Genomic DNA, 15,476 nt, shown 5'->3' with positions numbered 1-15,476 from the left:
CTTAGCAGGGATCATATGTTTCATATTGTCAATAATCTTCGTCTGTTTATGGATAATAAATAGCTTCGTTTATGGTATTGAGTTTACTGAATTCGTAGTATTTCCAAACATGGTGGTCGTTGATTGGGTTATCATCGTATTTTGTGAGATCATTCTCCTAAAATATTTTCATTTAAAAAAATATCAAGCTGCATTTGTGACCGGCTTGATTTCCGCGATCACTTTCATGGTGCTTTATACTTCTGTGTTCACCTTTTTCAAAGGTGTGGGATCAGGAGAGTATATAAACCTGATTCTTGCAGTTCACTTGATAGCGGCGATTACTTTTTCATTCAGTCTTGTTTTCTCCAAAGCCTCTGAAAGGCCTACATTGAAATATGCAGGTGTTCTGGGTATTGTGGTTGGATCAATTGTTCTATCCACACACATGTTTGGCCTTAATCTGGTAGAAGGAGCGACTTTGAATATAGTACTAGAAATCCAGTTTTGGTCTAGCAGGATAGGTGATGCCCTGATCCTGATGTTCTACATTCTGAATTTTTATCAGGAGTGGAAGTCAGACAGTAGTCCGGTGCTGGCATAACCAGCGAACTATTGCTTCACTTGATAATCGACAATAATATCCGTAGGGTCATCCACATTATATTGGATGTCAAATTTCACTCCTTGCATGGGAGTCATGAGGGTGTCCTGAATGGTGGCCATTACACCTAATTTGAAGGAGTCCATGTATACTTTATTATCAACGCTATATTCAAACGCAGCTACAAAGTATTTGTCGTCATCAATTTTCTCTGTTTGTGTGTCAGTGATTTTAGCCTGCGTAGTTTCATAGCTTTTGCCACAGGCAATAACCAAAAGTGCAACAAGTAGTAGAATGAATGAGTGAGATGATTTCATAATAAGCATTTAGCTCTGTAAAGCTATGGCTAATTGACAAACACTACATCTAGATCATAAAAAAATCCATGAGACATGCCATGGATTTTTTTTTAAGGTTGAAAATACTTTACTCTTCGCTTTCAGTTTCCTCTTCATCGGATGTTTTACCGTCAAGGTATCGAATCAATCCGGTGAAGTTTATGAGGTACTAATTATTTCCCACTGTTCCGCAATGAGTTTCACGATGATGATTTATTCATAATGGCCTTTCACTACTCGATACAGGATGTTAATCAATTTTGCCTGAGATAACTTCTACAATTCCGGATTGACTTGATAAATCACTGAGGCAGGAGGTCAAATTACTTCTTGACCAACTTTTTCACAATGGTTTGATCCTTTCTCTGAATTTGGATAACGTAGTTTCCTGAAGTAAAATTTGTAAACGCACGCTGTAGAGCAGCGATATTTTGCTTGAAGACGCTGTACCTTTGAAAAATTATTTTACCTGCATTATCCATTACAGTAAGTCCTACCAATTCTGTACTTGGGATACCCGCGATGTTGATTTCATTGGTGCTGGGGTTGGGGAATACCCAAAGCAGCCCTTTTCTGACATAATTTAGAAATACCATGTCGTAATGGGTAAAAGCTCCATCAAGGTCTACCTGCTTGAGTCTAAAATATGAATCCTCTCGAATAGCTACTTCTAACGAGTATTTCAGAACGCTATTGCTGTTGATTGCACCGTCTACTATCGCTACCGTGCTAAAATCAATACCGTTTTTACTTCGTTGTACCTCAAAATGTTTATTGTTTGATTCAGAGGCAGTACTCCATTTGAGTTTTGCCTTAGTGTCACTGATTTGAGTAGCGGTAAAATCTAACAAAGTGACAGGAAGGGGTTGTGAGATGCCGGCAATGGTCCATATTGAGAATCCGGATAGTGAGGTCTGGGATACGGTATTTAAGGTATTGTCATGACTTCCTCCTTCATCCGTCCATCCAAGACCATCATTTTTATAAAGAGAAAATGTACCATTAGCTTCATCAGAGATTAAAGAAGGATCTGTGAGATCATAGTTCTCATTGTAGGAGATTTCCATACTGATATCTCCTGTGGGGCTTCCGGTAATTTCATAGTATTTATTAATAGATATGCCACCGATTTGTTCATGTACTCTTCTGATATTTACTTGCATTGCTCCGTCACTATGTGCAAGACTGATTCCCAGACCTGCTATTTCTTCCAGTGAGGCATCTACTTGTAGATTCTCTGCAATGACAGCCCCTCCGTTTTCGGAAGAGTAGACAATATAATCATTGCCTAGGTCTTCGTTCAGGCTTCCAAAAGTGGGTCCTAATGTGATATTATTGCCATTAAGATCCAGTCTTCCTGAACCACTTGAAGTTGTTAAATTCAAAGGTCCATTAACAGTAATAGAACTCTCAAGTTGAATATTAGCTTCGATATTTAATCCATATACAGATATAGGGGCAGTACCTGTGATCACTGCATTTCCGGTCATTGTCACTGTGGCAAATCCGCCCATCTCCCCATGGTTAACAAAGTTCCCTCCAATATTTAAGTCTCTACCCAGATTCAGGAAAACATTTTCCTGAACGGTTAGATTGCCGGCAAGACCGGCATCTAATGTAATCTCCAGCACAAATAAATTAGCTCCGGCACCTGTATTTCGTATAATCACATCCTGAGGAACTCCACTTCCTGCGGTTGTACCCGTTCCGGACCACTCAAAACCGGTATATGTTGAGTTCAGGTCCGAATGTTCATAAATAAGTGTGGAAGTGGAAGAGTAAACTGGTGGAGTTCCTGAGTAATCTACTGAGTAAGTACCTAAAGGTGCCCTTTTATATAAAATACCATCTACATTAATACTTCCATTGTTAAATAGTGGGCTTCTAGAAGACAAATATCCACTAATATCATTATCACTGTCATATAAAACATTGATGATTCCTGCATTTTGAAACAGATCAGACCCTACAGATTCAATTCCACTGCCCGCTCCAATATTAATTGTACCAAGATTTGTAATGGGGTAGTCAGACAGACCAGCAGTAAATCCGTTGATATCAGAAGAAGGGGCAATATTGATGATACCCTGATTATATAAGGCTTCAATATCAGCATAGCCTGTAAGCTCGCTAGTGCCAAAGTTGGTAATACCGTTATCAAGGTGTAGATACCAAATACTATTGTCAGTACAGAGAATGTCCAGATTGTTCCAGTTGCTATAAAGATTAATCTGATTGAATGTATTACTACCTCCGGTCCATTCAGAGTCACTATCATCAAAAAAATCTAAACTGCTCTGGAATTGATTATCTGCTCCTCCCTCGATAATAAGATCTGAAACACCATGAAGAGAGACCCCTGACATGATATTCTGATCGCCTCCGCTTATTCTGAAGCTACCTCCATCATTTATTGTGATGCTATTTGAAAAAGTATTTTGTATGCCTCCTGAAATTAGGAGAGAGCCTCCTGTAGAAGCATGAGTAGTTATGGTACCATTAAAGGCATTGGTTCCTGCTGTGAATTCCAGAACTCCTGCATCAGCTATTGTAACATTGCCATTGTGTGTAATGCCGGAAATAGTTACTGTATTGGAAATGGTGATATCATCTCCGGGATCTGGCACCAGATTTCCATCCCAGGTGCCGGGAGAATTCCAGCTACCGTCTGCTACCGTAAAACTTTGCGAATGCCCAAAATGCCAGGATAAGAAGAGGAGAAAAAGAAAGGAGAATAGTTTATTCATTTTGTAGCTGGTTAGAGACTTGAAAGACAAGGAATGACCGATATCCTATTCGCTCTGATAAGAAAAGTGAAGCTGCTTGGTAAGGAACAGCCAGAGTGGTTGACATGCTTTCTAGTCAATGTTATACCTCGCGAATAACTTCTTAAAGTTATAAAAAAAATATAAATTTTACAATTTAAGGTAAAACCTCCGCCAGCGGAATTGATAGCTATATCAGTGGGTTCGACTGATTTTTTCGAGGGATTAAAGACGGAGGTTTGGCTGTAACTTCAGATGTGAATGTAAACTACTTCCCGATACAAAACTTCGAGAAAATGTTTTCTAAAAGATCATCAGTGGTCACTTCTCCGGTAATTTCTCCTAAGTGAAACAGGGCCTGACGGATATCCTGAGCAACCAGGTCATTGCTCATCTGCATATTGATACCTTCGATGACTCGATTGAGAGCATCATCCGTTTGCTGGAGGCTTTGCAAGTGTCGGGCATTGGTTACAATTACATCACTGGAGCTTTTGGTCTCTTGTACGAATGCTTTTAGGCGGTTCTTCAATTCATCCAGATGGGTTTTGCTTTTCGCTGAGATCAACACTGGGGACTCATCGGCAATAGCTGCTTTCAGTTCTGTTTTCGCTTCATCTACTTTGTTGCCCACCACCAGATACGGTACATCAGATTCCTTCAGCCCCTTAATCTGTTCATTAATGTCCTTTACAGAATCGTTAGCCAAATCGATCATGTAGATCACCATGCTGGCTTGTTTCATTTTTTCCAGTGTCCGCTTTACGCCAATGCTTTCCACCTGATCTTCCGTTTCCCGTATACCTGCGGTATCAATGAAACGAAACGCAATCCCATCAATGTAAATCTGATCCTCAATAAAGTCTCTGGTCGTGCCTGCCACATCAGAAACGATGGCTTTCTCCTCGTTTAAAAGTGCATTAAGTAGGGTAGACTTGCCGGCGTTGGGCTTACCTGCTATCACTGTAGGGATGCCGTTTTTGATGGCGTTACCATATTCAAAGCTGGCAATCAGTGATTGAATCAATGTTTGGATTTTGTTGATCAAATCAATCAATCCCTGCCGGTCAGCAAACTCCACATCTTCCTCTGCAAAGTCCAGTTCCAGCTCAATCATGGAGGCAAAATGTACCAGTTGCTCTCGTAAGTTTTTGATTTCGTCCGAGAAACCACCTCGCATCTGCTTCATGGCTGTCTGTTGCATGCTGGCATTTTCTGAGGCTATCAGGTCTGCCACCGCTTCGGCTTGCGCCAGATCAAAGCGGCCGTTCAGAAAGGCTTTTTGTGTAAACTCTCCAGGCTTAGCCAGTCGGGCACCTTTACTCACCAGCAGGTTTAAAATCTTCTGAAGAATGTATTGTGACCCATGGCTCGAAATCTCAATCACATCTTCTTTGGTGTAGGAGTGAGGCCCTTTGAAAATGGAAACCAATACCTCATCAATAATAGTATTCTGATCATCCCGGATGGTGCCCAGGTGGATGGTATGCGTGTCGACTTTCGTCAGGTCTTTACCACGAAATAGCTCATTCACAATTGGAATAGTATGAGATCCTGAAACACGGATAATTCCAATGGCTCCCTGGCCGGGAGGGGTTGCTAGTGCAGTAATTGTGTCATTGATGTGAGACATCCTGCAAAAGTATAGGAGAAAGAGAGATGAAGTGGTCTTTATCAGTGCGTTACTCTACAATAGGATATAAAAACTTTTACTGGGTAAATGTCCCCTTGAGGGGACTACAAGGTTGTTTTAAAGAGCATATTCTTTGATCGATTCTTTATAGCGGGTGTCATCCTGAAATTATCGAAGAATCTGGGGGGGTGTCTGCTTTGAAACAGAATCCAGTTCCCCTTTGAGGGGGAGACAGGGGTGACTTTACCGTCCACTCTACGAGATTCCTAAGTCTCACTCGTACCTCGTTCGCAAGGGAATTGGGATCACTTTCTCTTTATTGGGCTAGTGGTGACTCTATAAATATTCTATTAAAACGTAACCATTTGGTTTCTTTTTAGTATACTTGTAACCAAAAGGTTTCATATTATGCGACGAGATGTATTTCAAGCGGTAGCAGACCCTACGCGGAGAGGGATATTAGATATTCTATCCGAACATCCACGAAATGTGAATGAACTGGCCGATAACTTTAAGATGAGCAGGCCAGCTGTATCAAAGCATGTGCGGATTCTGAAGGAATGTGGACTGGTGACTACTGTAAAACAAGGCCGGGAACGATTCTGTCATGCCAATCTTGACAAATTGGGAGAAATCGCCTTGTGGGTACATCAATACCGCAGATTCTGGAATACGAGCCTGGATAAACTGGAAGAACTATTGAAAGAAGATAACACTAAATAATACAACAATGGATAAGTATGGAAAGCTGATTACAGACGATACGTTAATGTTTGAGCGTATGCTACCAGGTCCAATCGAGCGCGTGTGGGAATATCTGACCAATCCGGATAAACGAAGTTTGTGGTTTGCCGGAGGTCCAATGGATTTGCAACCTCAGGGAGACGTCACATTTGTTTTTGACCATGACAGGTTATCACCAAATCCTGATTCACCTCCTGAGAAGTACAAGGAACATGCGAATGGATCTACATCCAAAGCAATGGTACTGGAGTGCACTCCGCCATCAAAACTTGTCATTGAGTGGGAAGGAAAGGTCACTTTCCAGTTGAGTCCTGAAGGTCAGCATGTGAAGTTTACCCTGACTCATGAGCGACTTTCGGATGAAAAAGAAACTAGAATTGGGGTTATGGCCGGTTGGCATACACACTTGGACATTCTGGTTGACAGGATGAATGAAAAAGATCCTCCTGGCTTTTGGGGCGTGCATATGAGGTTGGAAGAAGAGTATGGAGACCGATTTTATTGAGTTTTCTTTGAGGCAGAATAAAACCAGATTCCAAATACTAACAAGAATCCTCCAGCGATAGCGATAGCTATTGTTGTTTCAAGAAGGAATACAATCAAAGCAGCTGACGAAACAAGCCTTATAAATTCAACCGGAATCCAGCTTCGCCGGTTTTCCATCAGTATACCCAGCTGAGCGATGGACCAGATGATGAAGCCTGCCATTGCGAGCTTGGTAGAAAGAACATAATTACCTGATGTGAAAAGGAAGTAGGCAGTAAATGTGAGTACCAGAACAAACTGCACAAATACATACCTGATCATAGGGATGTGTGGGTGTACATCAAACTTGCGATAGGTCTTTTTATTTACTTCAGGAGCCATCTGATAACCTCCTAATTCAACAGGTTGCCAGCCGGGCTTGTAGAAAAGGACTTTGAGCTTATTCCAAAAGCCGGGTGTCGCCTTCACCTGATTGGTCATATCAACAATCGGGAGGACATTCGCCCAAACCGGATTCCAGGTGTTGGTAGGTTTGGTCACCCCGTAGGTGGGTTTTTCTTCTTCCTGCTGGAAAGTACCAAACATCCGATCCCAGATCATCAACGTGCCTGCATGATTCTTGTCAATGTATTTGGGGTTTCTGCCATGATGGACTCTGTGATGTGATGGGGTATTAAATACATATTCAAACCACTTTGGCATCTTTTTGATTGCCTCAGTATGAATCCAGAACTGATAGATCAGATTTATTCCTTTTACTGTCAAAAACGCATAAGCATTGAAACCAATGAGAGCCAGGGGCAAGTAAAAGACCATAGCGAATGCGCCCCCGAAGGAAGCCTGTCTCAATGCAACGGAGAGATTGTAGTCTTCACTTTGGTGGTGTACCACATGTGCAGTATTCCATAAAAAATTGATTTCATGACTTGCACGATGAAACCAATAGTACATTAAATCAACAAGCACGAAGAGTAGGAGGTAGCTCCACCAAACATTGGGCATGGTTGCAATCCTGCCAAACTCGTAGACAAATTGGTACATTCCTATAGATAAAACACCCCATAGTGCATTGGTCACCTGAGAGGAAATCCCACAGCTGATGTTAGAGATTGCATCGTTCGTTCGGTATACTTTGACTTTCTTAAAAAGCTGATAAAGCAACTCCAACCCGATGAGGGTAAAGTAAAGCGGGATGGAAAGAATGACCGGATCAAAGTTCATATTCAAAATTACTAATTGGATAGAACATATCTTCAAGTGCTGTTTAGATTTGCGATATGACAAAAGCGATCAAAGTTCTTAACCGATTTTCCATTCTCCTTTTTTCAGCCATCTTCCTGCTGGTATATGCCTATCTCCCCATATCAGTAGACATGGAGATCGAGGGAGTTAAGCAGCTTCATAAGCAACACTTTTTCTACTATTTCTTCGGAGCATTTATGGTCTTGAATATCGCATTGAAGGTGGCTACTAGCTACGGGACCAAAAACATGAATGAAGAACTTTCGGCCTGGTCCAGATCTATTGTGTTTATTCTGAATTTTTATTTCACAACGATTGTCGGCTTCATTGGTGTACTCAATAACTCCACACACATCAACCCGGGAGACTATGCCTATCTTACTTATTTGGGTCCTGCACTTTTACTTATTTGGGTAATTGGATTGATTTTTTTATTCATAAGAAAGAGCAAGCAATAAGCTCAATATCAGGTTTTTAAATTGACTTATTTCAAGTAAAACTACTCGAAAGGGTTAGGTTGTTACGTGTAAGTATTGGATTTTTATGATTACTTTGGATTAGCGAATATTATATCATTCTTAACGACTTTATTGAATGGCTGAAGCGATTTATACCGAGGATAGTATTAAGTCACTAGACTGGAAGGAGCATATCAGGCTGAGACCGGGTATGTACATTGGGAAGTTGGGCGATGGTAGCTCACCGGACGATGGTATTTATGTGCTGGTAAAGGAGATCATCGACAACAGCATTGATGAACACATGATGGGACATGGTCGAACCATCGAAGTGAAAGTAACGGATCACAGGGTCACCGTACGAGATTATGGACGAGGTATTCCGCTTGGCAAGGTGGTGGATTGTGTAAGCAAGATCAACACCGGAGGCAAGTATGATTCGGGTGCTTTCCAAAAATCAGTAGGCCTGAATGGTGTGGGTACCAAAGCGGTGAATGCGCTATCAAATTATTTCAAGGTACAGAGTTACCGGGATGGTGAAACAAAGATTGCGGAGTTTGAGCGAGGAGAGATCACCAACGATGCGAAAGTTACAAAAGAAGAAGGTCGCAATGGTACTCAGATTATCTTCGAGCCAGACGATTCGGTTTTCAAGAATTACCACTTCATTCCGGAGTACCTGGATAACCTGATGTGGAATTATGCCTACCTGAACTCCGGACTTACCATTGTTCTGAATAATAAGAAGTATCATTCGGAAAATGGACTAAAAGACCTTCTTGATCGAAAGACGGATGCAGAAAATATCAGGTATCCGATCATCCATTTAAAGGGAGAAGATATTGAGGTGGCGCTTACTCACGCTAATCAATATGGCGAAGAATACTACTCATTTGTCAATGGTCAATATACGACACAGGGAGGGACTCATCTTGCTGCATTGAGAGAGGCGTTGGTCAAAACTATTAGAGAGTTTTATGGAAAGAGCTTTGATGCAGCAGATGTTCGATCAGCGATTGTAGGAGCCATTGCCGTAAGAGTACAGGAACCGGTCTTTGAAAGTCAGACAAAAACGAAGCTTGGCTCTCAAAGCGTAGGGCCTGATGGTCCAACCATGCGGACTTTTGTCAATGATTTTATTAAAACTGAGTTGGACAACTTCCTTCACAGGAACTCAGAGACAGCAGATGCGCTGCTAAAGCGAATCCAGCAATCGGAGCGTGAGCGTAAAGAAATTGCAGGTATTAAGAAGTTAGCGAATGAGCGAGCCAAAAAAGCCAACCTTCATAACAAGAAGCTGAGAGATTGCAGAATTCACTTCAACGATAAGAAAGGTGATGATACCATAAAGGATGAGACGATGATCTTTATCACTGAAGGGGACTCAGCCAGTGGATCCATCACCAAATCCCGAGATGTTCAGACGCAGGCAGTGTTTTCTCTTCGTGGTAAACCGTTCAATTGCTTTGGGCACACCAAGAAAGTGGTTTACGAAAATGAAGAGTTCAACTTGCTTCAGCATGCATTGAACATTGAAGATGGCTTGGAGGGCCTTCGCTATCGTAAGATCGTGATTGCTACGGATGCAGATGTAGATGGTATGCACATTAGATTACTACTGCTGACGTACTTCTTGCAGTTCTTCCCTGAACTGGTGAGAAATAACCACATCTTCATTTTGGATACGCCTCTATTCAGGGTGAGAAATAAAAAAGAAACCATCTATTGCTATTCAGAGGATGAACGCAGGAAGGCCATTGCGAAGTTGGGAGGTAAGCCGGAAATCACCCGATTCAAAGGATTGGGAGAGATCAGTCCGGATGAGTTTGCAGGCTTCATAGGAGATGATATTCGTTTGGATCCGGTAATCCTGCAGAAGGATACCAGCATCAACGACTTGCTCACATTCTACATGGGTAAAAACACCCCTGACCGTCAGCAGTTCATTATAGATAAGCTGCGGGTAGAGAAAGATCTGGTGAAAGAGGTAGAAAAAGAAGTTGAGGCGGCCTGATGGAACGATCAAAGTCTTTGACAACTCGGGCTTTCGCTATTTACAAAATAACACTTGTGGTGATATTGTTCCTGTTTGTTGGATTTTATGCTATTACTCATATTCAAAAAGGAGGATGGTTTGGTTACCTGATTGGATTTGGATATCCATTTTTAGTTATGGCTTATTGGTATCCATCCTTTCTTAGGCGTATAAAATCAATGAAAGAACTGTCTTATGATTCTGAAAACTTGTACGTAAAGGAGAAAAATTATGAAATTCAAATTCCATATCATCTGGTGAAAGATGTGGAAATCGTAAGTCTAGACGGCCTTTATAAGTTTAAACTTTTTCAGCATGATCAGTTTGGTGATGAAATTGTCTGTAAACCATCTATTTGGTATCCTTTGAATTACAAGCGGATAGACGCTGAATTAAACCGAATACGTTCATATGTTCGAAAAGCGCATCGAGTGTATAAGGAACAAATAGGTTCTGATCGCTCTTTACCGAGCAATTAATTGTAAGAATTGTGCAAAAAATGATTTTTTGTAAAAAAAATACAATAAATTAGATCTTGTATAATGACAGCAAAGAAGCGATTCATATTGATGGCAGATGTGGTTGGAAGTCACGAAAAAGATGGCCAGGAGCTCATGGCCGACTTTCAAGTGCTAGTAAGCTATACCAATAAGATTTACAGTGAGTCCATCGAATTACCGCTAACGATAACACTTGGAGATGAATTTCAGGGGATTGTTTCATCCGCTTTGGCAGGAATAGACATCATACTTGCTATGGAGGAATATATTCTGGAAGAAGAGTTCGACTTCAAGCTCAGGTATGTATTGTATGAAGGAGTGATAGAAACGGAAATAAACCCTGATCAAGCGCATGAAATGCTCGGTTCGGGTCTTACAAATGCCCGGAAGAGGCTTAATGAAATGAAGAAGGACACTGGTCGCTTTTATATCTCTACTAAATCATCAACAGCCATCAATAAAATGATGAAGGTGACACAGCATTTCATCGATAGCTGGCATCCGAAAGATCGAAGTACGGTCTCCGGATTTTTACAGGGACATGATTATAAAGCTTTGGCTAAGATTCAGCAAAAGGATGAATCAACCCTTTGGAGAAGGAGAAAGAGTCTGGCCATAGAGGAGTATTTGCTTTGTAAGGATCTTATTCATCATTTGGTTAATGGATAAGCATCTTATAGAGATAAAGGGAAATAGGAGATTAAATGACTGTTTCCTGGTTTGAAATTTAGTTGTCAGTATAATAGTAATTGGTTATTACCGAATAAGTCAATATTGTTTTTAAATGGGAGAAGAACACGAAAACGAAGAGGAAATTCATGATGTAATCCCGATATCGGGGATGTATGAAAACTGGTTTCTGGATTATGCATCTTACGTAATTCTGGAAAGGGCTGTCCCGGCAATCAATGATGGGTTAAAGCCTGTGCAAAGAAGGATTTTGCATGCCATGAAGGAAATGGATGATGGACGTTACAACAAGGTGGCAAACATCATCGGTAGTGCCATGCAGTACCACCCGCATGGGGATGCATCCATTGGTGATGCTATTGTGAATCTGGGTCAAAAGGATTTACTCATTGACACCCAGGGAAACTGGGGGGATGTGCGTACAGGAGATTCTGCAGCAGCTCCTCGTTACATTGAAGCAAGGCTTTCCAAGTTTGCGCTGGAGGTGCTTTTCAATCCGCAAACGACTGAGTGGCAGCTTTCCTACGATGGACGTAAGAAAGAGCCTGTAACCTTCCCTGTGAAGTTCCCATTACTGCTTGCGCAAGGCGTGGAAGGTATCGCAGTAGGTCTTTCCACCAAGATGCTACCACACAACTTCTGTGAGATACTGGAAGGCTGTATTGCCACACTAAAGGGCAGGAAGGTGAAACTCTACCCTGATTTTCTGACAGGCGGAAAAATAGATGTGAGCGATTACAACGACGGAAAGAGAGGTGGAAGAATACGGGTAAGAGCTGTCATCGAAGAGCTGGATAAATCCACACTGGTTATTAAAGACATTCCATATGGAACCACGACCACTTCGCTCATCGAATCGATTGTAAAAGCGAATGATAAAGGTAAGATCAAGGTCAAACAAGTGATCGACAACACGGCCAAAGACATTGAAATACTGGTAAACCTGGCTCCTGGTACATCACCCGATATCACCATTGATGCATTGTATGCATTTACTGACTGTGAGGTGTCCATTTCACCAAATGCTTGTGTGATCGTAGATGATAAGCCTCAATTCCTTGGAATCAGTGACATTCTAAAACAATCGGTTGAGCAAACAGTAGACCTGCTTCGACAGGAGCTCGAGATTGAGAAAGCAGAATTGAAGGAGAAAATCTTCTTCAGCAACTTGCTCAAGATCTTCATTAATGAAGGGATGTATAAGCACCCTGATTATGAGAATTCCGGGGACATCCAGAAGTGCTATGAAGTATTGAATACGTTATTTACTCCATTCTTTGATCAGTTTTATCGAGAGATTACCAATGAAGACTATAAACGACTGATAGACAAACCTCTGAGTAGCATTACCCGCTTTGATACAAGCAAGGTAGATACCCAGATGAAAGAACTCCAGGAGCAAATTGAGCGGGTAAATTATAGCCTGGATAACCTTACAGAATTTGCTATAGAGTACTATCAGAAGCTGCTTGAGAAATATGGTGCCGGTAGAGAGCGAAAAACAGAAATTACGAATTTCGATACTATCAATGTGTCTGTTGTGGCTGCTAACAATGCCAAGTTATATGTGAACAGACAGGATGGATTTGTGGGGTATGGTCTGAAGAAGGACGAATACATTGGTGAGTGTTCGGACATTGATGACATCATTGCCTTTACCAGAGACGGAAAATGTGTTGTCAAAAAAATCCAGGATAAAGTGTTCGTTGGAAAAGACATCTTGTATGCAGGCGTTTTCAATAAGAATGATGAGCGCATGGTCTATAATATGGCCTATGTTGATGGAAAGTCAGGTAAGACATACGTTAAGAGGTTTCAGGTACTTTCAGTCACCCGAGATCGTGAATACGAACTGACAAAAAGTAAAGACGCCAAGGGCTCCAAGGTACATTACTTCACTGCGAATCCGAATGGTGAGGCGGAGATTGTTTCCGTATCATTGACTCAGGCTAGCAAAGCACGTAAGAAAGTATTCGACTTTGATTTTTCAGAGCTCGAAATAAAAGGCCGGGGAGCTGGAGGTAATATTCTGACCAAATACCCTGTACGCAAGATCGTATTGAAGGAAGAGGGTAAATCGACACTTGGTGGAGTGGATATCTGGTATGATCCGACAGTTGGTCGTTTGAACCGGGAGGAACGAGGAGAACATTTGGGCAACTTTATGTCCGAAGATCAGATCGTAGCATTTTATAAAGACGGATCTTATGAGACCACCTCTTTTGAACTGACCAACCATTACGATTTTAATAGCTTGATGGGCATTTATAAGCTTGAGGAAGACACTTCTTTTAATGCGATCCATTATGATGGTGAGTCCAAAAATTACTTTGTTAAGCGTTTTATCATCGAGACAAATACGCCGAATAAGCGTTTCTCCTTTGTCACTGAAGCGAGAAGCTCTAAGCTGGTGTTTATTTCGAAAGGAATAGATACGGATGTTGAGGTGAAGTACAAAGACGGGCGCAAGCACGAGACAAAGAAACTCGACCTGATGAATCTGATCGATATCAAAGGATGGAAAGCGATAGGGAATAAACTTCCTGTACAGCAAGTGATCTCAGTCGATTTGATCAAGGATGATAAACCTAAACAGGCTGAGGTAGATTTAGATGCGATAAAGAATACCATCAAGAGTGAAGTAGAGGAAGAGGAGAACCAGTTGGGGTTGTTTGGTGGAAAGAAAGAATAAATGGATCACCGGCAGGTCATCGAAACACTTGAAGTGTTTGTTTCTGAAAACAAGCAAACGCATATTGATCGGGTGCTAGCACAACGCACGAGGCATATCACACTGGTCTTTGAGGATATTGATAAACCTCATAATGTGAGTGCCGTGCTGAGAACTGCTGAATGCATGGGCATTCAGGATTTACATTTTATCAAGAATAAAAACAGCTATTCGGTTAACCCCGGAATCACTCAGGGTGCTGCCAAATGGGTAACTCTTCATCATTACAAAAATTCAAAAGACAATGTAACAGCATGCTATAGGGCATTGAGAAACGAAGGGTATCGGATATATGCGACTTCTTTGCATGAAACCTCGCAATCCATTGATGATTTAGATCCGTCACTAAAAACAGCAATTGTTTTTGGAACGGAAGCCGATGGAATAAGCAATGAAGCAGGGGAAAAGGCTGACGGGTTTGTTCACATACCGATGCAGGGATTTACTGAAAGCTTTAATCTATCTGTAAGTGCTGCAATATGTCTTACCGTTTTGAAATCTAAATTAACAAGCTGGCCACCACTTAGCGATCAGGAAAAGCTGGTTCTTCGATCAGGTTGGTACCGAAAAATCGTTAGAGAAGCAGACCTGATACTCAAAACAAAAGGAGTGAAAGTATGAAGATAACACCTCGAAAATTTCTCCGCCTGGGAATATGGATTGCGATAACACTCTTTCTTTTCATTTTAGGTACGAATATTTGGGTAGTACAGTCCACCAAAGATCAGATTTATAACTCAATTGATGCACCTGTTAATGATGTGGCATTGGTGCTGGGAACAAGTAAGCGGACGTCTGAAGGAAAGCCAAATCGTTTTTTTGCTGAGCGGATGGAGACAGCTGCAGCGCTTCATTCGTATCAGAAGATCAAACATATCCTTGTTAGCGGCGACAATCGTTCGAGGTATTACAATGAGCCCAGAGACATGCTGCAGGCATTAGGTGATTTGAATATTCCTGAAGAAGATGTGTCATTGGATTTTGCCGGACTTAGGACATTGGACTCGGTCATCAGGTGTAAGGAAGTATTCGGACAGGATGAGGTCACCATTGTTACTCAGGAGTTTCATTGCTATAGATCGCTATTTATTGCCAATTACTTTGATATGGATGCAGTAGCTGTCTCTGCGGACGATGGTGGGCCTATTGGCAATATGCTTGCATTGAGAGAAGTATTGGCACGAACCATAGCTGTCATGGATATTTATGTGTTTCAGCGTGAACCGAAATTTCTTGGGGAAAAAGTAGAACTTCCTATTTCTGATTGATCG

The 15,476-nt window shown here is 41.5% G+C and carries 14 protein-coding genes; 10 read left to right on the top strand and 4 right to left on the bottom strand.

Annotated elements, in window-relative coordinates; all coding sequences use genetic code 11:
* Positions 1–25: 25 nt before the first annotated feature.
* Positions 26–583 (top strand): hypothetical protein, encoded by a 558-nt coding sequence (locus ACOQON_RS08160; protein ID WP_420578432.1) that lies wholly within the window; start codon positions 26–28, stop codon positions 581–583.
* 8 nt (positions 584–591) lie between these two features.
* Here ACOQON_RS08160 and ACOQON_RS08155 read toward each other — a convergent pair whose 3' ends face one another.
* The 3 genes from ACOQON_RS08155 to mnmE form a co-directional block, all read right to left on the bottom strand.
* Positions 592–900, bottom strand: a complete 309-nt coding sequence (locus ACOQON_RS08155) for a hypothetical protein (RefSeq protein ID WP_420578431.1) — start codon at positions 898–900, stop codon at positions 592–594.
* Between the two features lie 344 nt (positions 901–1,244).
* Positions 1,245–3,668, bottom strand: coding sequence for a T9SS type A sorting domain-containing protein (locus ACOQON_RS08150; protein WP_420578430.1), 2,424 nt, complete (start codon positions 3,666–3,668; stop codon positions 1,245–1,247).
* A 286-nt stretch (positions 3,669–3,954) separates the two neighbouring features.
* A complete protein-coding gene (gene mnmE / locus ACOQON_RS08145; protein WP_420578429.1) occupies positions 3,955–5,319 on the bottom strand; it encodes a tRNA uridine-5-carboxymethylaminomethyl(34) synthesis GTPase MnmE in 1,365 nt (454 codons plus the stop codon).
* A gap of 408 nt (positions 5,320–5,727) precedes the next feature.
* Here mnmE and ACOQON_RS08140 point away from each other — a divergent pair, with 408 nt between their 5' ends.
* Positions 5,728–6,042 (top strand): ArsR/SmtB family transcription factor, encoded by a 315-nt coding sequence (locus tag ACOQON_RS08140; protein ID WP_420578428.1) that lies wholly within the window; start codon positions 5,728–5,730, stop codon positions 6,040–6,042.
* Between the two features lie 7 nt (positions 6,043–6,049).
* Positions 6,050–6,568, top strand: coding sequence for an SRPBCC family protein (locus tag ACOQON_RS08135; protein ID WP_420578427.1), 519 nt, complete (start codon positions 6,050–6,052; stop codon positions 6,566–6,568).
* On the opposite strand, the gene ACOQON_RS08130 is transcribed toward ACOQON_RS08135, so the two are convergent.
* On the bottom strand, positions 6,562–7,770 hold the full coding sequence (locus ACOQON_RS08130) for a sterol desaturase family protein (RefSeq protein WP_420578685.1): 1,209 nt from the start codon (positions 7,768–7,770) through the stop codon (positions 6,562–6,564). The two genes, ACOQON_RS08135 and ACOQON_RS08130, sit on opposite strands and share 7 nt — an antisense overlap.
* A gap of 56 nt (positions 7,771–7,826) precedes the next feature.
* Here ACOQON_RS08130 and ACOQON_RS08125 point away from each other — a divergent pair, with 56 nt between their 5' ends.
* From ACOQON_RS08125 to ACOQON_RS08095, 7 genes are all read left to right on the top strand, one after another.
* Entirely contained in the window at positions 7,827–8,249 is a 423-nt protein-coding gene (locus ACOQON_RS08125) for a hypothetical protein (protein WP_420578426.1), read from the top strand.
* A 136-nt stretch (positions 8,250–8,385) separates the two neighbouring features.
* Complete coding sequence (locus ACOQON_RS08120; RefSeq protein ID WP_420578425.1) at positions 8,386–10,263, top strand: DNA topoisomerase IV subunit B; 1,878 nt, start codon at positions 8,386–8,388, stop codon at positions 10,261–10,263.
* Positions 10,263–10,763: a hypothetical protein gene (locus ACOQON_RS08115; RefSeq protein ID WP_420578424.1), complete on the top strand. Its 501-nt coding sequence runs from the start codon at positions 10,263–10,265 to the stop codon at positions 10,761–10,763. The genes ACOQON_RS08120 and ACOQON_RS08115 overlap by 1 nt, the downstream gene beginning before the upstream one ends.
* A gap of 63 nt (positions 10,764–10,826) precedes the next feature.
* Complete coding sequence (locus ACOQON_RS08110; RefSeq protein ID WP_420578423.1) at positions 10,827–11,453, top strand: SatD family protein; 627 nt, start codon at positions 10,827–10,829, stop codon at positions 11,451–11,453.
* 115 nt (positions 11,454–11,568) lie between these two features.
* Positions 11,569–14,166, top strand: coding sequence for a DNA gyrase/topoisomerase IV subunit A (locus tag ACOQON_RS08105; RefSeq protein ID WP_420578422.1), 2,598 nt, complete (start codon positions 11,569–11,571; stop codon positions 14,164–14,166).
* Positions 14,167–14,826, top strand: a complete 660-nt coding sequence (locus tag ACOQON_RS08100) for a TrmH family RNA methyltransferase (protein WP_420578421.1) — start codon at positions 14,167–14,169, stop codon at positions 14,824–14,826. It abuts the gene before it with no gap.
* A complete protein-coding gene (locus tag ACOQON_RS08095) occupies positions 14,823–15,473 on the top strand; it encodes a SanA/YdcF family protein (protein WP_420578420.1) in 651 nt (216 codons plus the stop codon). Before ACOQON_RS08100 ends, ACOQON_RS08095 begins: the two co-directional genes overlap by 4 nt.
* Positions 15,474–15,476 lie beyond the last annotated feature (3 nt).

This window comes from Ekhidna sp. (assembly GCF_965221965.1).
GTDB lineage: Bacteria > Bacteroidota > Bacteroidia > Cytophagales > Cyclobacteriaceae > Ekhidna.
Note: the sequence above shows the minus strand (reverse complement) of the source record. Positions and strands in the feature narration are given on the sequence as shown.